We start from the raw sequence: 24,637 nt of genomic DNA on the forward strand, positions 1-24,637 counted from the left end.
CCTCCTGGTTAGAAATGGTAAAAATGAATAAATAGAAAAGAAAGTCCATGGATTATTCCAATGGACTTTCAATATATCATCTTGTGTCTTGAATAACAAGAAACGTAATATGAAATTTTTCTAAAAAATTTCTAATCTTTTAGAGACCAGAATATTTTAGTAAGATTTTAATTTCTTCCAGAGATAGTCATAAGTTTCTGTAGCCGGGACATCAAGACTGTTAAAAATTTCACAGTTTTCTAAAGTTTCCTGATCAGAAAAAATAGTAGTACTTTCCTGAACCTCTTCATCCAGTTCGTCATAAACAGCGGTGTTTGGTGTAGCATACCAGACATAGTCAAAGTTTTCCATACCGATATCTTCACGACAGAGATAATTTAAAAACTGTTCTGCAGCATCCTTATGCTGGCAGGTTTTGGGAATGAACCAAGAGTCCATCCACATATTGGAACCTTCTTTCGGAACCACATAATCAAGATCATCATTATAATCCTGTGCATAGGCAGCCTCTCCGGAATAAATAAGAGCCATGGCAGCATTTCCGGCAATCATTTCATCGGCAGAAGAATCTACCAGATAGGAGTAGACTAAATCTTTCTGGTCACAAAGCATGGAAAGTGCTTCGTTTAATTCATCTTCATCCGTAGTATTGATGGAATAGTCCAAAAGCCGGAGTGCAGGAACGAAGGTATCGCGGACGGAATTTTCCATGATAATCTGTCCCTTATATTTCGGATTCCAGAGAACATTCCAGCTGTCCATATCAGCTTCATCTACCATGGTTTTATTGTAGAGAATACCCAGTGTGCCGAAGAAATAAGGTAGTGTGTATTTCGTTTCCGGGTCAAAGGCCTTGGAAAATTCCACATAGGTCGGGTCAATGTTTTCGTAAAGTGGAATATTATCATAATCCATTTCTAAGACTTCACCTTCATTGATAAGCTTCTGGATCATATAGTCGGAGGTACAGATTAAATCGTATTTGATGGAACCCGCTTTGTATTTGGTATACATTTCCTCCGGACTTTCATATTCTTCGTATTTGATGGTAATACCGGTTTCTTTTTCAAATTGCTGGATAACATCCGGCTCTATATATTTTCCATAATTTAAAATAACAAGTGCATTTTCATCCTCTTTCTGTCCACAGTCGGAAAGAGTAAGGAGACCAGCAATAAGCATAAATGAAAATAAGAATTTCTTCATTTCCTAAGACCTTCCTTTCGCATCCTTGACACTGCGGTAATTCATAATCAGAAGAAGTACCAGTGCAAGGAAGAATAAAATCGTAGACAGCGCATACATCTCAGGAATAATACCTTTACGCAGCTGGGTATAAATCATGGTGGACAATGTATTGACACCGGCACCCTTGGTAAAATAGGTGATGGAGAAATCGTCTAGGGACATTGTCACGGCCATCAGAAAACCGGAGAATACACCAGGCTTGATATCCGGCCATACAATTTTGAAAAATGCATAAAGTGGTGTTGCACCTAAGTCTCTGGCGGCCTCATAGGTATGGGATGAGGTGTTGGAAAGCTTAGGCAGTACATTTAAAATGACATATGGAATGTCAAAGGTAATATGTGCAATCAATACGGTTGATGTTCCAAGCTCTGTAAAGCGGACAAAAAGCAGCATCAGGGAGATGCCGGTAACAATATCTGCATTCAGAAGTGGAATGTTAGTTGCACCAAGCATAATCTGACGGTTCCTTTTCCGCATGGCACTGATTCCGATTGCTGCCATGGTTCCGATTATTGTAGCAATCACGGAAGATGCAACGGTAATCAGAATCGTGGTATAAAAGGCATTCATAATAGTCGGGTCAGAAACAAGATTGCGGTACCATTCTGTCGTAAATCCGCCCCATTTTACACGGGAGAGGGAGTTGTTGAAGGAAAGTACAATCAGAACTCCAATTGGAAGATACAGAAACAGGAAAATAATTGCAAGATAAATTCTTGATAAACTTTTCTTTACCATACTGCATGCCCTCCTGATTCACCGGCACGATTCATAAATGCCATACTGATTAAAACAAAAATCATAAGTACAATGGAAAGTCCGGAACCTAAATTCCAGTAGGAACCCTGCATGAAGGACTGCTCAATAACATTTCCAATGAGAAGTACTTTACCTCCACCTAAAAGGTCTGAAATAACAAAGGAGGTAAGTGCCGGCACGAATACCATAATAATTCCGCTGACAATTCCAGGCAAAGTAAGCGGCAGAATGATACGGAAGAAGGTGATAAAACTGTTGGCACCTAAATCCCTTGCCGCATCTATGGTTTCTTTGCGGATACGTACTATGGAATTGTAAATCGGCATAATCATAAATGGAAGAAAATCATAAATCATGCCAAATACAACGGCTCCCTGGGTATTTAACATATGAAGCTTCGGAATGCCGAAAATGGAAAGAAATCCATTGATAATTCCATTATTGGAAAGTAACATCTGCCATGCTAAAATACGCAGCATAAAATTCATCCACATTGGCAGGACGAAGATAAATACCACAAAGCTCTGATGCTTGATATGAAGACTATTTAATATCATGGCAAGCGGGTAGGAGAGCAGGAGACAGACAATTGTACATAAGATACCAAGCTTTAAGGAAAGCAGGAGTGCTTTTATATGTACCGGGTCTGCAATTGCAGCAATATTTGCCCAGGTAAAACCACCGTCACTGTTGGTGAATGCGTAATATAATATCATCAGAATCGGAAGTACAGTAAATCCAATAATCCAGACCAGATAAGGTCCGGCTAAAAGTCTTTTTCTGGCATTATGCATCGAGTTCCACCGCCTTTTCGTCACTAGATTCCGGTTTATGCATAATCTGGATATTGAAAGGAATTACCTTCATTCCCACATGGCTTCCGGTTTCGAAATATTTGGTGGTATGAACAAGCCATTCATATCCGCCAGCCATAATTTCGATTTCGTAGTGGACACCCTTGAAGATAACAGAAGTAATATCACCATCCATAAAACCGGTGCCGGCTTCTACAATCTCAATATCTTCCGGGCGGATGACTACGTCTATCGGTTTATTATTACCAAAACCGGTGTCGACACATTCGTGCTTGATGCCTAAGAAGCTGACTAATTTATCCTCAATCATGATACCGTCAATGATATTGCTGTCTCCGATAAAGTCGGCAACGAATGCATTTTCCGGCTCATTATAAATATCTTCCGGAGTACCAATTTGCTGGATATAGCCCTGATTCATGACAGCAATGGTGTCTGACATGGTAAGGGCTTCTTCCTGGTCGTGGGTAACATAGATAAAAGTAATGCCAAGTTCATTTTTCAGACGAATCAGTTCGTACTGCATGTCCTGACGCATTTTTAAATCCAGTGCACCCAAAGGCTCGTCTAAAAGGAGCACCTTTGGTTCATTTACAATGGCACGGGCAATGGCAATACGTTGCTGCTGGCCACCGCTTAAGGAATCAATGCTGCGGTTTTCATAACCGTCTAAGTTTACAAGCTTTAAGGCATATTTGATTTTATCCTGAATATAAGCCTTGCTTTTCTTGCTGATTTTTAACCCAAAAGCAATATTTTCTGCAATGCTCATATGGGTAAAAAGTGCGTATTTCTGGAATACGGTATTTAATTTACGCTCATTTGGCGGAAGAGAAGTAATATCTTTTCCATCAAAAATAATACGTCCGGTGTCCGGTGTCTCAAAACCACCGATAAGACGCAGGGTAGTAGTCTTTCCACAGCCGGAAGGTCCCAGCAGTGTTAAGAATTCGTTTTCCTTTACATAAAGATTTAAGTCATCCAAAATCATATTTCCGTCATAAGTTTTGGTAATATTTTCTAATTGTATTAATTTCTTGCCCATCATAACCTCCTAAAAACTTGGTGGGTTTGTAACCCAGATAAGAACGGCATCTTTCCTGCCGGTATTTTCGATATGGTGCTTTTTATTGGACTTAAGATAAAAAGACTCCCCCTGTCTTGCAGTATAAGTACGGGTACCATATATGATTTTAATGGAGCCCTTAAGTACATAGCCGAATTCTTCTCCCTCATGTGGAAGATAGATGTCTGATGTGCCGCCGGGCTTCAGCGTCAGACGTACCGGTTCCATCATATCTTTCTGGGCACCGGGAACCATCCATTCGATTAAGCTCCTGTGTTCCGCATCTTCTTTTTCAAAATAATCTTCATTTTTAAAGACAAGCTGTGCAGGTTCATCATCTGCAAAAAATTCTGCCGGCGTAGTGCCGAGACACTGGATAATATCTAAAAGTGTACCCACGGAAGGAGATGTAAGATTACGCTCTAACTGGGAGATAAATCCTTTGGATAATTCCAGACGGTCAGCCAGTTCCTGCTGGGTGAGACCGTAGAGAATCCGCAGCTCCTTGATTTTATTTCCAATATCCATTTTGTACTTCCTTTCCATGAAAAGTGATTTTACATAGTTTTTACAAAATGAAGCTAATAATGTATTTGAAGTTTAATAATAATAAACTCACTAAGGAGTATTATGAGAAATTGAAAGAGAAATGTCAATACTATTTTTAGATTATTTTTAGACAACAAAAAAAGCTCCCGAGGGGACTCGAACCCCTGACCTACGCATTACGAATGCGCCGCTCTACCAACTGAGCCACGGAAGCAGAATAATCTGGTTATATGCGAAATAAAATATTTTCCTCAGACAACCCTTTATTTATTAAAATCATACTATAATATTATATATAGAAAAAAATAAATTTGCAATGTTTTTTTGAAAAAAGTTGTTCTTTCAAAGGTTACTTGGTATAATGGGCGTAGATGTGTAAGAACCGGAGAAAGATGAACCGGCTTATGAAAAGGGAAATCATTACAAGGAGGAAGTTTTTTTCATGGAAGTGAAGGAATTTGTTTCAGGGGGAAAGAAAACTGAGGACAGTAAGAAGAATATGAAGAAGAAAATCAACAGCGCAAAGAAAAATTATGCAAAGAAGAACAGTCAGTTTACGATTGCAGAATTAAAGGAAAACAGCGCGCTGATTATGTTATGTGTATTTGTGGTTTTTGCCGTATTGGAAATTGTACTGGGTATACTGGTATGGAAGATTCCGGTAGTGAGCGTATGTATTGTAGTGTTGATTGAAGCGGGACTTGCTGCATGTCTGCATAACCTTCCTGTCTGGCTGCATGGAATTGTTGCAGCAGCAGAGATTGTCGTTGGAATAATTTCCGGTAAAGTAATATTTATGTTGATTGGAATTTTATGCTATGGGGCAGCTTTGTTTGCATTGAAATTCCAGAAGGAAAATAATCCGCTTTCTATATTAAAATAAGAAGAAATCATACCAGGAGATAAAACATGGATCCCTTACAATTAGTAGAGTTATTAAGAGGACACAGAACTTATATTCAGACACATAATTTTCCAGATCCGGATGCGATTGCCAGTGCCTTTGGCTTACAGCATTTTTTAAATTACCATGGGATTAAAGCAGATATCTGTTATGATGGTAAGATTGAACGCCTGAGTACAAGAAAGATGTTTGACACATTTCATATTGATATTTTGTCTAAAGAAGATTTGGATGATATGAAGAAAGAGGACTATATTGTTACCGTAGACTCCCAGAAATATAATGCGAATCTGACCGATTTTATCGGGGATGAGGTGGCATGTATTGACCATCATCCGACAGTAATTGCCTGTGAATATGCTTATAAAGATGTGCGCCGTGTAGGAGCCTGTGCCACAATGATTACAGAGTATTTTTATCTTACCAATACACCAATGAGCCGGGATGTGGCGGCAGCACTGGCATATGGCATCAAGATGGATACGGATGACTTTGTCCGTGGTACAACAAAGCTTGATGTGGATATGTTTGCATACATCTATCCAATGGCAGATGTGGAAGAGTTAAAATCCATGTATGTAAATGTAATGGAGTTTTCTGATTTAAAGGCATATGGTGCGGCAATCGATAATATCCACATTTATGATGATGTGGGATTTGCATCGATTCCGTTTGATTGTCCGGATGCGCTGATTGCAATTATTTCAGACTTTATTTTGTCTCTTGATGTAGTTAATATTTCCGTGATTTATGCAATCCGTTCTGATGGCATTAAGTTTTCTGTCCGGAGTGCATTAAATCATGTAGATGCCGGAAGAGTTGTAGCAAAGGCATTAGCAGATTATGGAAATGGTGGCGGACATCCGGCAATGGCTGGCGGTTTCATTCCAAAGAAGAATATGGAAAAGTTGGAACCGGACCGGGATTATAAATTAGAAATGCTGTTCTTAGAGCAGATCAAGGCAGAAGAAGGAAGGTAAGATACCATGGCAGAAAATCAGGTGAAGATAACCTATCATATTTATCTTGAGGCAGAGGATGTATCCCAGTCGAGAATTTTATCCAGTACCTCTTATGTAAAGAACTTATTTAAAAATTGCGGCAATCATTATTTTCAGGGTGTAGACTTTGATGATGAAAGTGATTTGGATGATTTTACCCTGCGTCTCTTTGCGGAGCAGGAAATCTTAGAAGAAGAGTGCAGCGTAGAGGCAGATGCAAAAGACTTTCCGGCAGATATGGCAGAATTCTTGGATAATATAGCCCAGGCACATTCTTTCCTTGATATGGAAGGTGATTTTACCGTGGAATATCAGGGCGAGAAAGTAAGTTTTAAGTTTGCTTCTGAAGCAGGAGCAGATTACTGTGACTTTGAAGAAATCGAAGAAGCATAAAAATTCATAAGCAATTTCCTGTAAAGTAAGAAAGAGAAAGGCAGTATGAAGAGCAGGTGCAATTCATACCGCCTTTCTTTATTTCCTCTTTAAGCAGAGCTTCTCAAAACTTCCAATCAGCTGATAGAGCAGCATGGCAATGAGACAGAGAATCAGAATCGATAAGATGACCCAGTCTAATTTAAAAACCTGGCTGCCATAAATAATAAGATAGCCTAAGCCTTTTTTTGCTGCAATAAATTCACCGATGATAACACCAACCAGACAAAGACCGATGTTGACTTTCATAATAGAAAGCAGGGTGGGAACACAGCCCGGCAGCATAATTTTAAACATGACATCATTACGGGTGCCGCCTAATGTCTTTATCAGAAGAATCTTTTCTTTATCCATATCACAAAAAGCAGTGTAAAGACTCAGAATAGAGCCAAAGATAGATACGGACATACCGGTGATGATAATGGTCTTGTAATTGCCGCCCAGCCATACAATCAGCAGTGGAGCCAGCGCGGATTTTGGCAGGGAATTTAAAACCACAAGATAAGGCTCTAAGGTTTCGGATAAGGTTTTGGAAAACCAGAGGATTGCAGCAATCAGTAATGTTAAAATAATAACAAAGAAAAAGCTGCTTAAGGTTTCAAACAGGGTGATTCCAATGTGATAAAGGAGCTTCTGACCGGTAATCATCTGGTAAAAGCAGATGATAAGTCTGGTGGGACTGCTGAAAATAAAGGGGTCGATTTTTCCATATTTCGCACAGAGTTCCCATTGCAATAAAAAGACAACAAGAATCAGAATGCGAAAGATTTTTATTTTAAGCTGATGCCTGCGGCATTGCCGTAAGTACATAAGCTGTGCAGAGGATGGGTTATTCATTTTGATTAAATTCCTTCCATATTAAGTTAAAATAGGATTTAAAATGGCTGTCATTCCGTTTCTCTAAAGGCGTAAGACCAGGCTCAAAGGATATGGGTATAATGGAGCGGATTGTGCCCGGCCGGTGGCTTAAGACAATAACACGGTCTCCCATGGAAATTGCTTCGGATAAATCATGGGTTACAAGAATGGCGGTTTTATGTTCCTGCCGCAGAATGGTACCGATGTCATTGCTGACATTAAGGCGGGTCTGATAATCTAATGCCGAGAAGGGTTCATCTAAGAGAAGCAGCTCCGGGCGAAGTACCAGGGTCCGAATCAGGGCAGCCCGCTGCCGCATGCCGCCGGAAAGCTCAGAAGGACGTTTTGCAGCAAAATCGGCAAGTCCATAAGTTTCTAACAGCCGGTTGGCATAAGCAAGATTTTCCGGTGTCATTTTGTGCTGGATTTCCAGCCCTAATTGGACATTGGATGCGATGGTACGCCAATCTAAGAGGTGGTCTTTCTGAAGCATGTATCCCATATTTAAAATATCCTTTGACTGCAGGGGGTGTCCCATGAAGGAAATGATGCCGCCGGATGGGACAAGAAGACCGCAGATAAGGGATAAAAGTGTTGATTTGCCACATCCACTGGGGCCTACAATAGAAACAAATTCTCCTTTGGATAAAGTAAAACTGATATTGGACAGAGCCTTGGTTTCGCCCTCTTTCGTATGATAAATATAATCTATATTGGACAATTCAAGGATGGAGCACATGGTATTCACCTGATAGAAGTTTATAGGATAATATATGTGAAAAAATGAGATTGGTCACCCGGATTGACAGAAGAAAAGGATAGATTATAATAGGAACAGAATCGACAGAAATTTTGAATGGGAAAGGTAAATGCGATGAAAGAAAATTACCAGAAAATATTGGATGAAACGATTGCCGGATTAGAAGAAAGAGGAGAAGTTCCGAAACTTTTACTTCATAGCTGCTGTGCACCCTGCAGTTCTTATGTATTAGAGTATCTTTCCAACTATTTTTATATTACGGTGTTGTACTATAATCCCAATATTTATCCGGAGGATGAATATTATCACAGAGCAGCGGAGCAGAAACGCTTTATTAAAGAATTTCCGACGAAATATCCTGTCACCTTTGTGGAAGGAAACTTTGAACCGGAGCGTTTTTATGAAACAGTAAAAGGTTATGAAAATATCCGGGAGGGTGGCGAACGGTGTTTCCGCTGCTATGAATTAAGACTGCGGGAAGCGGCAGAGTATGCGAAAAAATTAAATTGTGATTATTTTACGACAACGCTGTCTATCAGTCCCATGAAGAATGCTGCAAAGTTAAATGAGATTGGAGGAAGGCTGGCTGAAGAATATGGCATTCCCTATTTATATTCGGATTTTAAGAAACGGGATGGCTATAAGCGTTCTACCGTAATTTCGGAAGAGTATGGCATGTACCGGCAGGATTATTGTGGCTGTGTATTTTCGAAGCGGGAGCGGGAAGAACAGAAAAGAGAACGTGCGGCACAGGAAAGTGAGCAAGCAGTACAGGAGTGATTTCTTCTGGTTGTCATTTTATGAAAAATAAGGTATACTTTCAGAAGTTAGTTATGGATTTTTGTTTAGAATAAGTACGGACATCCGTATGGAAAGAGAGGATAAAAGAGTGGCACAGTTATGGGGTGGACGCTTTACCAAAGAGACAGACAAGCTCGTTTACAATTTTAATGCGTCTATATCATTTGATCAGAAATTCTATAAACAGGATATGGAAGGCAGCATTGCACATGTGAAAATGCTTGGAAAACAGGGCATTTTAACAGAGAAAGAAATGCAGGATATTGTAGACTGTTTAAAAGAAATCTTAAAAGAAGTAGAAGAAGGAAAGCTTATTATTACCGATGAATACGAAGATATTCACAGCTTTGTAGAGGCAAAGCTCATTGACCGTCTGGGAGATACCGGTAAGAAATTACATACCGGACGAAGCAGAAATGATCAGGTTGCACTGGACATGCGTCTTTATACCAGACAGGAAGTATTGCATACTGACAAGCTGGTAAAAGAACTTCTTGAGACCATTCTTAAGATTATGGAAGAAAATACCGAGACGATTATGCCGGGATTTACCCATCTTCAGAAAGCACAGCCGATTACACTGGCACATCATATGGGAGCTTATTTTGAGATGTTCCGCCGTGACAGACTACGCCTGCAGGATATTTTTAAGAGAATGAATTACTGTCCGTTAGGTTCCGGTGCCCTGGCAGGAACTACTTATCCATTAGACCGTGAATATACTGCAGAATTACTTGGTTTCTATGGACCAACCTTAAACAGTATGGATGGCGTATCAGACCGTGACTACTTAATCGAATTTTTATCTGCATTATCAACGATTATGATGCATTTAAGCCGTTTCTCAGAAGAAGTTATCATCTGGAATTCTAATGAATATCAGTTTGTAGAGATTGACGATGCATACAGCACCGGAAGCAGCATTATGCCACAGAAGAAAAATCCGGATATTGCAGAATTGGTACGTGGAAAGACCGGAAGAGTGTATGGTGCACTGATGTCATTGCTTACTACAATGAAGGGAATTCCCCTTGCGTATAATAAAGATATGCAGGAAGACAAGGAGCTTTCCTTTGATGCCATGGATACTGCAAAAGGCTGTCTGGCACTCTTTAACGGTATGCTCGCAACTATGAAATTCAATAAAGAAAAAATGCATGACAGTGCCAACAAGGGATTTACCAATGCGACAGATGCAGCAGATTATCTGGTAAATCATGGCGTTCCTTTCCGTGATGCCCACGGTATTGTAGGAAGAATCGTGCTTTATTGTCTGGATAAGAAGATTGCCATTGATGATATGTCATTGGCTGAGTTAAAGGCAATCTGTCCGGTATTTGAAGAAGATATCTATGAAGCAATTTCCATGGAAACCTGTGTTAATAAACGTCTGACTGTTGGTGCGCCTGGTAAAGACGCAATGGAAAAAGTCATTGCATTGCATAAGGAATATCTGTCAAAGGACTGGCAGGATGAGTTGAATCTGCCGGAAGAGGCGTAGAAAATAAGTAGCTTATTTAAAAAAATTGGTACATATGTATAAGAAAAATGCAATTCACTTAGTAATTTTTGATAAATTGTGAATTGCATTTTTTGTATAAATAGGATAGTATATTTATCAGAAAGACAACTGTTCGCGATAGACGAACATAAAAACGTGAGGAGAAAAAGAAATGAGCAGCAAATTAAAAGTCGGTATTTTAGGTGGAACAGGAATGGTAGGTCAGAGATTTATTTCTCTTCTGGAGAATCATCCATGGTTTGAGGTAACTACAATTGCAGCAAGCCCAAGAAGTGCAGGAAAGACCTATGCAGAAGCAGTTGGAGATCGTTGGAAAATGGATACTCCAATGCCGGAAGCCGTTAAAAATATTGTAGTAAAGAATGTTAATGAAGTAGAAAATGTTGCAGCAGAAGTTGATTTCGTATTCAGTGCTGTAGATATGACTAAAGATGAAATCAAAGCAATTGAAGAAGCATATGCTAAGACAGAGACTCCTGTTGTTTCGAACAACAGTGCACACAGATGGACACCTGATGTTCCTATGGTAGTACCTGAAATCAATCCGGAACATATGAAAGTAATCGAATTTCAGCGCAAGAGACTGGGAACTAAGAGAGGATTTGTTGCAGTAAAACCAAACTGCTCCATCCAGAGTTATGCTCCTGTTCTTACCGCATGGAAAGAGTTTGAACCATATGAAGTAGTAGCAACTACCTATCAGGCAATTTCCGGTGCTGGAAAAACCTTTAAGGACTGGCCGGAAATGGTTGGAAATATTATCCCATACATTGGTGGTGAGGAAGAAAAATCCGAAAAAGAGCCGCTTCGTATCTGGGGTGAAATCAAAGATGGTGTTATCGTACCTGCTACATCACCGGTTATTACCTGCCAGTGTATCCGTGTTCCGGTATTAAACGGACATACAGCAGCTGTATTTGTTAAGTTCAAAAAGAACCCTACAAAAGAGCAGTTAATCGAAAAATTAGTAAACTTCAAGGGAGTACCACAGGAATTAAATCTTCCAAGTGCACCAAAGCAGTTTATCCAGTACTTAGAAGAAGACAACAGACCACAGGTTTCTATGGATGTTAACTATGAAAACGGTATGGGAATCAGCGTTGGACGTCTTCGTGAGGACACCGTATATGATTGGAAATTCGTAGGATTATCCCACAATACCGTACGTGGTGCGGCTGGTGGAGCTGTTCTTTGCGCAGAACTTTTAAAAGCACAGGGTTACATTACCGCAAAATAAGCAGCAAAATATGTAACAAAATGAAGATAGAAAAGTCATATTGCAGGAAAGCAGTATGGCTTTTTTATCGTTTTGGCGTTGATAGAAAAATTAAAATGTGATATTATTTTTGTTAGAGTGACTTCTTAAAATTAGAAATTCTGGAGGATATTACTAATGATGATTCAGACATCCGAATTAAAGAAATTAGAAGAGGTATATGGACAGTCCGGCAATCAGATTGTTCTTTTATATGGAAGAGATAACTGCCAGAAAGAGCAGTTGATAAAAGAATTCTGTAAGGAGAAAAAGTTTTTTTACTATCGCGCCAGACAGGCATCCGAAAGGGAACAGGTTTTGCAGATGGGGCAGGAAGTGGAAACAAAATACGGAATTCGTCTGACACGCTATAGTTATGATGAATTCTTTAACCGCATCAAGAGTGGAGACCCGACCAAGCTTGTGGTTGTTATTGATGAATTCCAGTATATTGCCAGAAAAGATGTTGGCTTTATGAACAGCATTCTGAAACTGAAAGCAAAGAAATTATATCCGGGTCCTGTTATGATTATTCTGACCAGCTCTTCACTGGTATGGGTAGAGGAAGACTGCAGAGAAAAATATGGTGAATACTTAAAGAAGGTAGACGCAGCCATCCGCATGGAGGATGCGACATTTCTTGATGTGGTTCGACATTTCCCGGAATATGGAACCAGTCAGGCAGTGCAGGTCTATGGAATTATTGGAGGTGTGCCGGGTTATCTTACACGCTGGAATTCCAAAAAGAGTATTAAGGAAAATGTCTGTCGGCATATTTTGTCTCCGGATGGCTTCCTGTTCCATGAGGCAGAAAATTATATCAGCATTGAATTAAGAGAACTTTCTGTATATAATACAATACTTGCAGCATTGGCTTCGGGAAATAATAAGCTGAATGACCTCTTTTTAAAGACAGGCTTCTCCAGAGCAAAAATCAGTGTCTACATGAAGAATCTGATGGCATTTGATGTGGTAGAAAAGGTGGTTTCCTTTGATACCGGTGGCTGGGAGAATACGAAAAAGGGTGTTTACCGCATTGCCAATACTTATGTGAATTTCTGGTTCCGTTTTGTCTATCCACATTTATCGGACTTATATATGATGACACCGGAAGAATTTTATGATACTTATATTGAAAAAGATTTAGATGACTATATGAACCGTTATTTTGTCAAGGTCTGCCGGGAATATCTGACTTTATTAAATCGTATTGGTAAACTTCCGATTGACATTCACCGGATTGGAACCTGGGTTGGAAAGAAGGGCAATATCGATATTGTCGCCCAGAACAGTGTCCGTGAGAGCATTGTCGGAATCTGTAACTGGTCAGAGCCTTATATGACCCGCTCGTCAGGTGAAGCATTGCTTGATAATCTGAAACAGGCAAAAATTTCCGCAAAATATCTTTATATGTTTTCCGCACAGGAATTTGCAGAGGATTTAAAACAGATGGCAGAAGAAGATAAAAGATTTGTCCTGATCGATATGAAGGAATTATAAAGTGCCGGAAAGCTAAAAATGACAGTAAAGTCAAATGATTGAAAAAGACAAAATAATAGAAATGGCACAGAAATTGGAGGAAATAACGGTTGGGTAAGTCGTTAATTATCACGGAGAAACCAAGTGTTGCCCGGGAATTTGCACGAATTCTTGGCGTATCCGGCAGAAATGACGGATATATCGAAGACAGTCACTATGCTATTACCTGGTGTGTTGGTCATCTGGTGGAAATGGTATATCCGGAAGAATATGATATAAAATATAAGAAGTGGAAGTTAGAAGACCTTCCATTTCTTCCGAAAGATTATAAATATAATGTCATACCATCTGTAAGCAAACAGTATGACATCGTACATAAGCTTTTACACCGGGAAGATATTGATACCGTTTACTGGGCAGGCGATGCCGGAAAAGAAGGACAGACCATTGAAGAGAATATCCGGCGGTTCGGTGGAGTCCGTGAAGGTATGAAAGAGCTGCGGGTATGGATAGATTCGCAGACAGAGGAAGAAATTAAAAGAGGAATTGCAGAAGCAAGACCAATGTCAGATTATGATAATCTTGCCAATTCCGGAATCATGCGTACCATTGAAGACTATGCTATGGGAATTAATTTTTCCCGTGTTATGTCTGTAAAATATGGAAATCTCTTAAATGATGCGGCAGGAACCAAGTCCTATACTGCAATTGCAGTTGGCCGTGTCATGACCTGTGTGCTTGGCATGGTTGTAATCCGGGAGCGGGAAATCCGTAATTTTGTAGAGACACCATTTTATCGGGTAGTGGGGAATTTTTTTGATGCAGAGATAGAAGGCGAATGGAAAGCAGTAGAAGGTTCTTCTTATTATGCGTCTCCGTTGCTCTATAAAGAGAATGGATTCAAAGAAAAAACACATGCAGAAAAATTAATTGAAGATTTAACTAATAAAACAGCGATTGTAAAAACAGTAGATAAAGGAATTGCAAAGAAACGTGCACCGCTTTTATTTAACCTGGCGGAGCTGCAGGCAGAGTGCTCGAAAAGGTTTAAAATCAGCCCGGACGAGACGCTGCAGGTAGCACAGGACTTATATGAAAGAAAGCTGACTACTTATCCGAGAACAGATGCAAGAGTATTATCTTCTGCCGTTGCAAAAGAAATCAGTAAGAATATCAGAGGACTCCGTTCCTTTGAGCCGGTTGCACCTTTTGTACAAAATATTATGGAACATGGTTTATATAAAAATATCGGAAAGAGCAGTTATACCGATGACAGTAAGATTACAGACCATTATGCTATTATTCCAACCGGACAGGTCAATGAATATAAGTCGCTGACGGAATTGCAGAAGCGGGTCTACGAACTGATTGTGCGGCGTTTTTTAAGTATTTTTTATCCGCCGGCACAGTATCAGACGGTAAAGCTGACCATCGGAATTGAAAAGGAATCTTTCTTTGCCGGAGCAAAAGTATTAAAGGTTCCCGGATATCTTGAAATTGCCGGAAGACCGGATACCAAAGAAAAACGGGAAAAGGAAGATGGCGACGGAGAAGAAAACAATCCCAAGAACAGCGCAGCATTACTAAAACTTGCAGATAGTCTCAAAGAAGGAGATACCGCAGAAGTAAAAGAATTTCTGGTAAAAGAGGGAAAGACTTCTCCACCAAAGCGTTATACTTCAGGTTCCATGGTGCTTGCCATGGAAAATGCGGGACAGTTAATCGAGGAAGAGGAATTAAGAGAACAGATTAAAGGCTCCGGAATTGGAACCTCTGCTACAAGGGCAGAAATCATCAAGAAGCTGGTGCGTATCGGCTACCTTGCTTTGAATAAGAAAACACAGGTGCTGACGCCGGAAGCCTTAGGCGAGATGGTTTATGAAGTGGTGAATATGACTGTTCCGGCACTTTTGAATCCGAAGATGACCGCTTCCTGGGAAAAGGGCTTGGATGGCATTACCCAGGGAACGGTTCCGATGGAAGATTATCGGGAGAAGTTAGAGGAATTTATCCGGAAAGAAACAGTTTCCATGATAAATGAAAATCTCACCAGCCAGATTGCGGGTCGGATTCGTCCATTGGCTGGCAGCAATGCTAAAGATATGAAGGCAAGGGTTAAAATCGGAGCAACCTGTCCGGTCTGTGGCGGCGAGATTGAGACTACACCTTTTGGTTATGGCTGCTCGAATTATAATAAAGATGGCAGTGGCTGCCGTTTCGCTATTGGTTCCATCGCCGGAAGAGAGCTTAACGATGAAGAAGTAAAGCAGTTATTAAGCGAAGGCAGAACCGGAGTCTTAAAGGGATTTACTTCGAAGAATAAGAAGAAGTTTTCTGCCTGCCTTGTGATGACAAAGGATGAAGAAGGAAAACCGAATATAACCTTTGATTTTTCACAGAATGAGCCGGAGACCATAGAGGGCGTAAGCTGTCCGTTGTGTGGCGGAGCAATAGAAATAAAGCCATTTGGTTATGGCTGTGCCAATTATAAAGCAGAAGATGAGGCTGGCTGCCGGTTTGCCATTGGCAAAATAGCCGGGAAAGATTTAAACACTGCCCAGGTGAAGGAGCTTCTGACCAATGGAAGAACCGGAACGATTCGTGGATTTACTTCAAAGAATAAGAAGAAATTTGATGCCTGCCTGATGATTGGAGAAGATGAGAATGGACAGAAAGTCCTGAAATTTGATTTTGAGCATGTGGAAGCAAAGAAGGTAAAAGATGTAAAATGTCCACTGTGTCAGGGTGATATTGTGCAGACGCCATTTGGCTATGGCTGTGCCAATTATGACAGAAACAAAGAGGACAGCTGCCGTTTCTCAATCGGTAAAATAGCTGGTGTAAAATTAAAGGAAACTCAGGTGAAAGCACTTTTACTAACTGGAAAGACAGAAATTATAACAGGATTTAAGTCTAAGAATGGCAAGAAATTTGATGCACCATTGAAGCTTACCGAGGATGGACGCATTGAATTTGACTTTCCGGAGCGTCCGAAACCGGAAGAGACAAAAGTAAAATGTCCAAAGTGTGGGGCATTGTTAAAGAAAAGCCAGTGGTACTATGAATGTGACTGCGGATTCCGGGTGAACCGTTATGTAGCAAAGGTGGAACTGGCTGAAGAAGTATTAGAAGAGCTTTTTGCAAAAGGATATACCGCTAAAAAAATAACCGGATTTACTTCGAAAGCAGGAAATGTATTTGATACCTGTCTGAAGTTTGAAGAGGATGAAATCCGTTTTGATTTTGACCGGAAACCGGAAGAAGAAAGAGAGGAAGAGAAAGATGGAACAGTGCAAAATCAGTAATATGTATACATTAGAGGAGACAATCGCAAAGGATTATCTTGCACAATTTACTTATCCGTGGGAGGCACTTGCCGGAATCGGAGATTATATCAAAGAACTGGGAAAAACATTGAATCCGGATGTTTATGAACAGAAGGGTGAGGATATCTGGGTGGCAAAATCCGCTGTCGTGGCACCGACAGCATGTTTAAATGGTCCTTTAATTATTGATGAAAATGCTGAAATACGACACTGCGCATTCATTCGTGGAAATGCAATTGTCGGAAAAGGAACGGTGGTAGGCAATTCTACCGAGTTAAAGAATGTCATTCTTTTTAATTCCGTGCAGGTACCACACTATAATTATGTGGGAGATTCTATTTTAGGATACAAGTCACACATGGGAGCAGGTTCCATCACATCCAATGTAAAATCCGATAAGACACTGGTGGTAGTAAAATCTGCTGATGAGAAGATGGAAACCGGACGTAAGAAATTCGGTGCCATGTTAGGAGATTTTGTAGAGGTCGGCTGTAATTCCGTATTGAATCCGGGAACGGTCATCGGACCACATACCAATATTTATCCGCTTTCCCCGGTACGTGGAGTAGTTCCGGCGCATTCTATTTATAAGAATAAGAATGAAATTGTAAGTAAAGCAGAAGACTAAACGGATGGAAATTTACCCGCAGAAGTTACCTGCGGTAGCTGCTTGCAGAAAAATGACAATAGAAAATTAAGAAATGAGTGGTTGACAAAAACAGCTGTATGCATTACTGTATTAATTAAGTAATACATACGGCTGCTTTTTAGTTGGACGAGAACTTTGAAAAGAGTGTTTCTCGCAGTATATACGGGAAGCATACAAAGAGTGTTTCTCGTGAATTTTGGAGGGTGAAAATGTTAGAAGTACAAGAGCTTACTAAGAAATATGGAAAGAATGTGGCAGTGGACCATGTCAGCTTTATGGTGCAGGATGGTCAGGTCGGTATCCTGCTTGGACCAAATGGTGCCGGAAAATCAACCATTATAAAGAGTATTGCAGGACTCCTTCGTTATGAAGGCGGTGTTGGTATTAATGGAATGAAGGCAAGAAGCCTGGAAGCGAAGAAAATATTTGGCTATGTACCGGAGATTCCGGCAATGTTTGAAGCGCTGACGGTGCGGGAGCATATCGAATATGTGAAGCGGGCATATAACAGTGACATTACAGAGGAAGAAATAGATGCACTGCTGACACGTTTTGAACTTCTGGATAAACAGGAGAAGCTGGGAAATGAATTGTCCAAAGGAATGATGCAGAAGGTCAGTATCTGTTGTGCACTTGCTATTCATCCAAAGGTTGTGATGTTAGATGAGCCAATGGTTGGACTTGACCCGGCAGCCATAAAAGAACTGAAAGAAGTTGTGCTTGAGTTAAAAGAGAAAGGCTGTACCATTCTTATCAGTACCCATATGCTTGAAATGGTAAAAGATTTGTGGGATGTGATGTTTGTAATGGAACAAGGGAAAATTATAGCAACATTTAACAAAAATGAAATTGCGGATAAAGACATAGAAGAACTGTTCTTTGAAGTGACAGAACCAAAGACTGGTGGTGAAGAACATGAGTAGTCTTTCCTTTGTTTTTTTCCAGACCATTAAGAATAAAGTGAAGCGGAGCCTGAAACGGCCACAGACTTTTCTTGCACTGGTATTTGTTGTTTTATATGCAGCATTGGTATTGTATGGACTTGGTTCCATGTCTGTCGATTTCGGATTAAACAGCCCGGAAGGAATTGCAACTGTTTTATCCGTACTGATGGTTATGATTGTTCCGGCAAATCTGATTTCCTATATCAAGAGAAAAGGACTGTTGTTCCGCCCGTCAGAAGTACATTTTGTATTTGCTGCACCGGAAGAACCGAAGAAAGTTATTCTTCATGCCGGAATGAAGCAGTTCTTAACCAATTTTATTGTTGAACTATTTGTACTGGTACTTGGAATTGGTGTATTTGGTGTTACACCATATAAGATGATTTTATATTTCCTTTATGCTGGTGTACTGGAAAATATTTTAGAGGGAGCGTTAATGATTATCTGCTATGGAAATGAAACACTTCCTAAACAGTTCTTTACCGTACTTACCTATATTATGTATGGAGTAATGGCAGCTTTTGCACTGGTGGCAATCTATTTTGTTTCGGTGAAAGGCATGCAGTTATCTGTGTTTGTGGACTTAATCCAGCTTCCGGTGGTACAGCTGATTCCGATTATAGGCTGGGAAATTGCATTGATTCAGCTTATTATTATAGGTCCTGCAGGAATCAATGTGGTGGCAACCGTACTTCTTTTAACCAGTACTGTTTTTCTGGTACTTTATGCGAAAAAGATGAAGTGTACCGGAGAATTCTATGAAGATGCTGCAAAATTTGCAGAAGATTATGATGACCGGATGAAACGCTCGAAAAAGGGCGAGGTTGTAGTGGGAAATGGCAAGAAAAAGTATTTACGGAATGTAAAGATGGCTTATAAGGGAACTTACGCTAAAGCAATTTTCTACCGGCAGGTATTAGAATACCGTAAAAACCGTTTCTTTATCTTTGGCTGGAATTCGGTGCTGTTTCTGGTCATAGGTGTGGCAATTGCGGTTGTTTCTTATTATAATAAAATTTCCAGCCAGCCTTTTAAAATGTTTGTAATTCCGGGCGTCATTGCCTATGTTATCTTTATTTTCAGCGGTTATAAGACGAAGTGGTCGAAGGAACTGGCAAATCCATACACCTATCTGATTCCGGACAGCAATTTTAAGAAAATGTGGTATGCCACCAAAATGGAACATATCCGTGCGCTGATTGACGGACTTCTGATTACGCTGCCGGGCAGTATCGTAATGGGACTTCCGGTGTCTTACATGATTTTGACCGTCATTTTATATATGTGCCTGAATGCTAATAAGCTTTATATGAATATGCTGGCAGATGTCGTGATAGGGAAAATGTTTGGAGAACTGGGCAGAACGATTCTTCGGATGCTGTTCCAGGGACTGGTATTATGTGTCGGAATCATTGTGGCAGTAGCAACGGGAGCGTTCATTTCCGTGACTGCAGGATTTATTATGATGATAGTCGTTATATTCCTGCTGACACTGGTTGGAGCAATCGGAGCATCCTTTGCATTTGAGCGGATGGAGGCATTAGATTAACAAATTGAGAAAATTAAGGGGCATTTCCTGTAAAAAAGACTGGACTAATGTAAAAAAATGTGAGAAAATGAGGGCGGTGTGTTAAATGTATAACAAAGTTTAACATGATATATATTTCATATCGAAAGGAGTCTTATAATGATTTACACGAAGGAAGTCGAAAACATGTGTCCTGTTGCCAAGGGCGCAAAACATGAGCCAGCTCCAATTCCAGAAGAAGGAAAATGGGTTCATTCCAAAAAAATTGAAGATATTTCAGGATTTACACACGGTGTAGGCTGGTGTGCACCACAGCAGGGTGCCTGCAAGCTTTCATTAAATGTAAAAAATGGTGTGATTGAAGAAGCACTGGTTGAGACAATCGGATGCTCAGGTATGACACATTCAGCAGCAATGGCAGCAGAGGTTCTTCAGGGAAAAACAATTCTTGAAGCATTAAATACTGACCTTGTTTGTGACGCAATCAATACAGCAATGAGAGAGTTATTCTTACAGATCGTTTACGGACGTACTCAGAGTGCATTCTCTGATGACGGACTTGCAGTAGGTGCTGGTCTGGAAGATTTAGGAAAAGGACTTCGTTCCCAGGTTGGTACTATGTACGCAACAAAGGAGAAAGGTGTTCGTTACTTAGAGATGGCTGAAGGTTATGTAACAGGCATCGCTCTTGACGAGAACAACGAAGTTATCGGATATCAGTTCGTTTCTCTTGGAAAAATGACAGACTTTATCAAAAAAGGTGATGACCCTAACACTGCATGGGAAAAAGCAAAAGGCCAGTATGGTCGTGTAGCTGATGCTGTTAAGATCATTGACCCAAGAGAAGAGTAAGAAAGGAGAGACGAAGATAATGGCATTATTTGAAGGATATGAAAGAAGAATTGACCAGATTAACACTGTATTAAACAGCTATGGTATCAGCTCTATTGAAGAAGCTGAAAAAATTACAAAAGATGCTGGACTTGATGTATATGATCAGGTAAAGAAAATCCAGCCTATCTGTTTCGAGAACGCTTGCTGGGCTTACACTGTAGGTGCTGCAATCGCAATCAAAAAAGGATGCAAAAGAGCTGCTGATGCTGCTGCAGCAATCGGTGAAGGTCTTCAGGCATTCTGTATTCCAGGTTCTGTTGCTGACCACAGAAAAGTAGGTCTTGGACATGGTAACCTTGGAAAAATGTTATTAGAGGAAGAGACAGAGTGCTTCTGTTTCTTAGCTGGACACGAGTCTTTTGCAGCTGCTGAAGGTGCAATCGGAATCGCTGAGAAAGCAAACAAAGTACGTCAGAAACCACTTCGTGTTATCTTAAACGGACTTGGAAAAGACGCTGCACAGATTATTTCCCGTATCAACGGATTTACATTTGTTGAGACACAGTATGATTACAAAGCAGCAAAACTTAATGTTGTATATGAAAAAGCATATTCTAACGGACTTCGTGCAACTGTAAAATGTTACGGTGCTGATGATGTTCAGGAAGGTGTTGCAATCATGCATCATGAGAATGTTGGTGTTTCCATTACTGGTAACTCTACCAACCCAACACGTTTCCAGCATCCAGTAGCAGGTACATACAAGAAAGAATGTATCGAGCAGGGTAAGAAATACTTCTCTGTAGCATCCGGCGGTGGTACAGGACGTACCCTTCACCCAGATAACATGGCTGCAGGTCCTGCTTCTTATGGTATGACAGATACTATGGGACGTATGCACTCTGATGCACAGTTTGCAGGTTCTTCTTCCGTACCAGCTCACGTTGAGATGATGGGCTTAATCGGAATGGGTAACAACCCAATGGTTGGTGCTACAGTAGCAGTTGCCGTTTCCGTTGAGGAAGCAGCAAAAGCTGGTAAATTCTAAATAGAAAGCTTGATTTTATAGGATTTTTGGAGACTTCCGTTTAAATTAAGACGGAAGTCTCTTTTTATATTCTCATATTAAAGGAGGTATCTAAATACTTTGTTAAATTTTTTAGCCTCGCAGGTCATAGATTTCAAAGAGTCGATTTATTAGTATTACTTATATATTCATTATGTGGAAGGAGAATTATATGAGTGAGATTATGGTAAGAGAACGTTTTTTGAGGTCTGGCAAAAAAGTATATGAGTATTCATTTGAGATGGCAAGTGTTGATGGAAAAAGAAAGCGTAAATCAAAATCTGAATTTGCTAGTAAAAGGGATGCAAGAATAGCTGGAAGAAAAGCATTATCTGAATATGAAAATGTGGGACAGGTAATGGTAGATAGGGATATTTCATATGCTGATTTTGGGGATTTATGGATGGAAAATGATTGTAAACTGACATGTAAGGAAAGTACATTATATGGCTATGAGAAAAAAAACTTCTAGTTTAGAAATAGAAAGACGATCGATGGATATGCAAATGCATGAAATTTATAGTGAACAAATTGCCCAACAATTAATCCAAAAAGCATATATTCCGTTACAAGGGGAAGTGACTTTTGAGGACGTAAAGAATGGATATGAACGATATTTTAAAAACCCAAATAAAGGAACAATTGTAGAATATGAGGATTATGTATACATTAGTAGCTGGACAAGAAAAAAAGAACTTTTTGATAATGCATTGCATACGGTTTACAATGAATTAAAATCATGGCCAGAAGAAAGATATTTTGTACGAGATGGTGGTTTTAAAAATTGGATGTTGGAATTGGAAAAAAAAGCTAGTACTCATGAAGTATTAGAAGCAAACTATAGAATGAAATTCGAAAAATATAAAATTGAAAAACTGCCGGAAAGACCCTTCTGTTTTTAATATTAAATACAGGGAAAAAGAATTATGAATTTAGAAAAAATGGAAAAGCAATTATATAGTGATAAGTTTTTAGATGAAAAAAATAATTACATTTATGCATCACTTAGCAATAAAATAGGTGGTCTTATTGGGAGCGTTAAGGGATTAGTATTGCTGAGTGTATATGAAGATATTTTATATATTCACCGAGCCAATATTGATAATTCTTATGGCAAACAATTAGCAAAAATTTATATTCCAAATATGAAAAATATCCAAGGAAAAGCCGGATTATTTGGTGGAAAGTTTTCTTTCAAGTATGAAGGACAAGAATATAAATTTAAACTATCATCAAAGGCCGGAAAATTTGTGGATTTTTTTGTAAAGTAAAAGTATGAGGATAACAGGATGAAAAACTTACAAAAGTATCTAATGATTTTGGGAACGATAATGTTAAGTATTGGGATTAGTGCGTGCTCTAAACAACCAGACTTCGATGCCAAATCTTACGCCCAAAGTTCTCTTGATGCATACTATCATGGAGAATATAAGGACTATGCGAATCTGTTAGAACTCTCGGAAAAAGATGCAAAGAAAGAAATCGAAGAGGATTTTAATGAGAGCATCCAAAAGCAATTTGATGATTCCGATAACATTACGGATAAAGGAATTGCTGATTATACGGAAAAACTGACAGAAGTAAAGAAACTGGCAAAATACAAAGTACAGGATGTGAAAGAAGAGGATGGAGTTTATACAGTAAGTGTACAAGTTGAACCATCCAATGTATTTCAGACATTGCAACAAAGCTCTACAGAGGTAAGCAATGAAAAAATAAAGCAGGGATTGGATGGAAATGATCCGGAAGTCTTTGCAGCCGTATTAACAGAAAGTGTCCAGAAGAGTCTTGAAAAGAACAGTTATGGAAAAACGGTTACTGTAAAAGTATCCGTGGAAAAAGATAATTCAGGAAAATATGGTCTTTCGGATACAGAGATGAATAAGCTGGAAGCAGCGATGTTCCCAACAGAATAAGAATGAATGGAAAGCTATCAGAGGAAAAACTGGTAGCTTTCTTTTATCTTCAAGACGAGAAAAGTTCTGGCGATAGTAACGTTTAATCATCGATATTCTTATTTTATTTTCTATTTTACCAACTAATCTGGCGATGCATTTTACGATATTGTCCGGGAGTTATACCAGTGTATCTCTTAAAAATAGAAATAAAATAACTTTGAGATGAAAAATTCAAGTAAGTACTGATTTCACCCAGACTATAGTCGGAATGTGCCAGTAAATTCTGTGCCTTTTCAATAAGAACTTTATGGATAAAAACAGTAAGCGTCTGTCCGGTTTCTTTATGGAACAGGGCAGACAGATATTTAGGTGTTAAATTAACTAAAGATGCCAGTTGATTTAAGGTTAAAGTTTTATTTTTACCATGATAGATATAATCAATGACGCGAGAAATAGCTGGTGAATAGTAGTTTTTTGGAGTCTTTTTTGCTTCAGCAACACGAAGCGTAAATTCAATAGCCATCTGTTCATTTAATTTCATTAAAGCGTCAACATCGGTACATTGTTCCATTTTTCGTATATATACATCACTTAAGGAAAAAGCAGTTTCCTCATTAAGTCCTCCTTCGATGGCATATCTGGTAACTAAAGTTGTATTAGCAATACTTGCATAAAAAAGTAATTTTAATTTGGAATTGGAAGAGGTCATCTTTCCGTAAACAGTTGTTGGGAGTGAATAATAGGTATTCTCCAATGCGTGAATATCTCCGTTTGAAACACATTCGAGAATTGCTTTTTCCTGTGCATAAGATGTATGTATCCGTTCATTTTCTGCATTTTCCAACATTTCATGTGTGAGTGAAAAATTGATGTCTGACTTCATTTTATACATAGGTAATTCCTCCTGTCAAAAACACGATAAATTGACATAAAACACGAT

At 39.4% G+C, this 24,637-nt stretch carries 25 protein-coding genes and 1 tRNA gene; 17 read left to right on the forward strand and 9 right to left on the reverse strand.

Annotation, left to right across the window (positions count from 1 at the left end; translation table 11 throughout):
• Window positions 1-156: 156 nt before the first annotated feature.
• From DWY37_RS01030 to DWY37_RS01055, 6 genes are all read right to left on the reverse strand, one after another.
• Complete coding sequence (locus tag DWY37_RS01030) at window positions 157-1,206, reverse strand: ABC transporter substrate-binding protein (RefSeq protein ID WP_118541547.1); 1,050 nt, start codon at window positions 1,204-1,206, stop codon at window positions 157-159.
• Between the two features lie 3 nt (window positions 1,207-1,209).
• Complete coding sequence (locus tag DWY37_RS01035; protein WP_117698573.1) at window positions 1,210-1,989, reverse strand: ABC transporter permease; 780 nt, start codon at window positions 1,987-1,989, stop codon at window positions 1,210-1,212.
• Window positions 1,983-2,804 (reverse strand): ABC transporter permease, encoded by an 822-nt coding sequence (locus tag DWY37_RS01040; RefSeq protein WP_117841121.1) that lies wholly within the window; start codon window positions 2,802-2,804, stop codon window positions 1,983-1,985. Before DWY37_RS01040 ends, DWY37_RS01035 begins: the two co-directional genes overlap by 7 nt.
• Complete coding sequence (gene potA, locus DWY37_RS01045) at window positions 2,797-3,870, reverse strand: spermidine/putrescine ABC transporter ATP-binding protein (protein WP_118541545.1); 1,074 nt, start codon at window positions 3,868-3,870, stop codon at window positions 2,797-2,799. Before potA ends, DWY37_RS01040 begins: the two co-directional genes overlap by 8 nt.
• 9 nt (window positions 3,871-3,879) lie before the next feature.
• Window positions 3,880-4,419, reverse strand: coding sequence for a helix-turn-helix domain-containing protein (locus tag DWY37_RS01050; RefSeq protein WP_022243215.1), 540 nt, complete (start codon window positions 4,417-4,419; stop codon window positions 3,880-3,882).
• Between the two features lie 162 nt (window positions 4,420-4,581).
• A tRNA-Thr gene (locus DWY37_RS01055) sits at window positions 4,582-4,654 on the reverse strand.
• A gap of 228 nt (window positions 4,655-4,882) precedes the next feature.
• Between DWY37_RS01055 and DWY37_RS01060 the strand changes: the two genes are divergently transcribed.
• From DWY37_RS01060 to DWY37_RS01070, 3 genes are read left to right on the forward strand one after another with little or no spacing between them, the layout of a single operon-like run.
• Entirely contained in the window at window positions 4,883-5,323 is a 441-nt protein-coding gene (locus tag DWY37_RS01060) for a hypothetical protein (protein WP_117698570.1), read from the forward strand.
• A gap of 26 nt (window positions 5,324-5,349) precedes the next feature.
• On the forward strand, window positions 5,350-6,324 hold the full coding sequence (locus tag DWY37_RS01065) for a DHH family phosphoesterase (RefSeq protein ID WP_118541543.1): 975 nt from the start codon (window positions 5,350-5,352) through the stop codon (window positions 6,322-6,324).
• A gap of 6 nt (window positions 6,325-6,330) precedes the next feature.
• A complete protein-coding gene (locus DWY37_RS01070) occupies window positions 6,331-6,738 on the forward strand; it encodes a hypothetical protein (RefSeq protein ID WP_118541541.1) in 408 nt (135 codons plus the stop codon).
• 78 nt (window positions 6,739-6,816) lie between these two features.
• Here DWY37_RS01070 and DWY37_RS01075 read toward each other — a convergent pair whose 3' ends face one another.
• Both DWY37_RS01075 and DWY37_RS01080 read right to left on the reverse strand, forming a co-directional pair.
• Window positions 6,817-7,614 carry an ABC transporter permease gene (locus DWY37_RS01075; RefSeq protein WP_118541539.1) on the reverse strand — a complete coding sequence of 266 codons (798 nt, stop codon included), beginning with the start codon at window positions 7,612-7,614 and terminating at the stop codon, window positions 6,817-6,819.
• Entirely contained in the window at window positions 7,607-8,374 is a 768-nt protein-coding gene (locus tag DWY37_RS01080) for an ABC transporter ATP-binding protein (RefSeq protein WP_118541537.1), read from the reverse strand. Before DWY37_RS01080 ends, DWY37_RS01075 begins: the two co-directional genes overlap by 8 nt.
• A 117-nt stretch (window positions 8,375-8,491) precedes the next feature.
• Between DWY37_RS01080 and DWY37_RS01085 the strand changes: the two genes are divergently transcribed.
• From DWY37_RS01085 to DWY37_RS01150, 14 genes are all read left to right on the forward strand, one after another.
• Entirely contained in the window at window positions 8,492-9,175 is a 684-nt protein-coding gene (locus tag DWY37_RS01085; protein WP_118541535.1) for an epoxyqueuosine reductase QueH, read from the forward strand.
• A 109-nt stretch (window positions 9,176-9,284) separates the two neighbouring features.
• Window positions 9,285-10,697, forward strand: coding sequence for an argininosuccinate lyase (gene argH / locus DWY37_RS01090; protein WP_118541533.1), 1,413 nt, complete (start codon window positions 9,285-9,287; stop codon window positions 10,695-10,697).
• A 172-nt stretch (window positions 10,698-10,869) separates the two neighbouring features.
• Complete coding sequence (gene asd, locus DWY37_RS01095; protein WP_117698564.1) at window positions 10,870-11,955, forward strand: aspartate-semialdehyde dehydrogenase; 1,086 nt, start codon at window positions 10,870-10,872, stop codon at window positions 11,953-11,955.
• A gap of 156 nt (window positions 11,956-12,111) precedes the next feature.
• Window positions 12,112-13,473: an ATP-binding protein gene (locus DWY37_RS01100; RefSeq protein WP_117698563.1), complete on the forward strand. Its 1,362-nt coding sequence runs from the start codon at window positions 12,112-12,114 to the stop codon at window positions 13,471-13,473.
• A gap of 89 nt (window positions 13,474-13,562) precedes the next feature.
• Window positions 13,563-16,757, forward strand: coding sequence for a type IA DNA topoisomerase (locus tag DWY37_RS01105; RefSeq protein ID WP_118541531.1), 3,195 nt, complete (start codon window positions 13,563-13,565; stop codon window positions 16,755-16,757).
• Window positions 16,735-17,406, forward strand: coding sequence for a UDP-N-acetylglucosamine pyrophosphorylase (locus tag DWY37_RS01110; protein WP_118087488.1), 672 nt, complete (start codon window positions 16,735-16,737; stop codon window positions 17,404-17,406). The genes DWY37_RS01105 and DWY37_RS01110 overlap by 23 nt, the downstream gene beginning before the upstream one ends.
• A gap of 230 nt (window positions 17,407-17,636) precedes the next feature.
• Window positions 17,637-18,350, forward strand: coding sequence for an ABC transporter ATP-binding protein (locus tag DWY37_RS01115; protein ID WP_117698561.1), 714 nt, complete (start codon window positions 17,637-17,639; stop codon window positions 18,348-18,350).
• The gene (locus tag DWY37_RS01120; protein WP_118541529.1) at window positions 18,343-19,920 is read left to right on the forward strand and encodes a putative ABC exporter domain-containing protein; all 1,578 of its coding nucleotides are present in this window, start codon (window positions 18,343-18,345) and stop codon (window positions 19,918-19,920) included. Before DWY37_RS01115 ends, DWY37_RS01120 begins: the two co-directional genes overlap by 8 nt.
• Window positions 19,921-20,058: 138 nt before the next feature.
• Window positions 20,059-20,751 carry an iron-sulfur cluster assembly scaffold protein gene (locus DWY37_RS01125; RefSeq protein ID WP_022243201.1) on the forward strand — a complete coding sequence of 231 codons (693 nt, stop codon included), beginning with the start codon at window positions 20,059-20,061 and terminating at the stop codon, window positions 20,749-20,751.
• A 19-nt stretch (window positions 20,752-20,770) separates the two neighbouring features.
• Window positions 20,771-21,781 carry a GGGtGRT protein gene (locus tag DWY37_RS01130; RefSeq protein WP_117698559.1) on the forward strand — a complete coding sequence of 337 codons (1,011 nt, stop codon included), beginning with the start codon at window positions 20,771-20,773 and terminating at the stop codon, window positions 21,779-21,781.
• A 190-nt stretch (window positions 21,782-21,971) separates the two neighbouring features.
• Complete coding sequence (locus tag DWY37_RS01135) at window positions 21,972-22,271, forward strand: hypothetical protein (RefSeq protein WP_118057352.1); 300 nt, start codon at window positions 21,972-21,974, stop codon at window positions 22,269-22,271.
• Window positions 22,246-22,701, forward strand: a complete 456-nt coding sequence (locus DWY37_RS01140; protein ID WP_118544396.1) for a hypothetical protein — start codon at window positions 22,246-22,248, stop codon at window positions 22,699-22,701. Before DWY37_RS01135 ends, DWY37_RS01140 begins: the two co-directional genes overlap by 26 nt.
• 24 nt (window positions 22,702-22,725) lie before the next feature.
• Window positions 22,726-23,070: a hypothetical protein gene (locus DWY37_RS01145; RefSeq protein WP_118544395.1), complete on the forward strand. Its 345-nt coding sequence runs from the start codon at window positions 22,726-22,728 to the stop codon at window positions 23,068-23,070.
• Window positions 23,071-23,088: 18 nt separating this feature from the next.
• Complete coding sequence (locus DWY37_RS01150; protein ID WP_118542436.1) at window positions 23,089-23,715, forward strand: hypothetical protein; 627 nt, start codon at window positions 23,089-23,091, stop codon at window positions 23,713-23,715.
• Window positions 23,716-23,830: 115 nt separating this feature from the next.
• On the opposite strand, the gene DWY37_RS01155 is transcribed toward DWY37_RS01150, so the two are convergent.
• Entirely contained in the window at window positions 23,831-24,589 is a 759-nt protein-coding gene (locus DWY37_RS01155) for a helix-turn-helix domain-containing protein (RefSeq protein ID WP_117699251.1), read from the reverse strand.
• Window positions 24,590-24,637 lie beyond the last annotated feature (48 nt).

This window comes from Roseburia sp. AF25-13LB, assembly GCF_003478915.1.
Lineage (GTDB): Bacteria > Bacillota > Clostridia > Lachnospirales > Lachnospiraceae > Roseburia_C > Roseburia_C amylophila.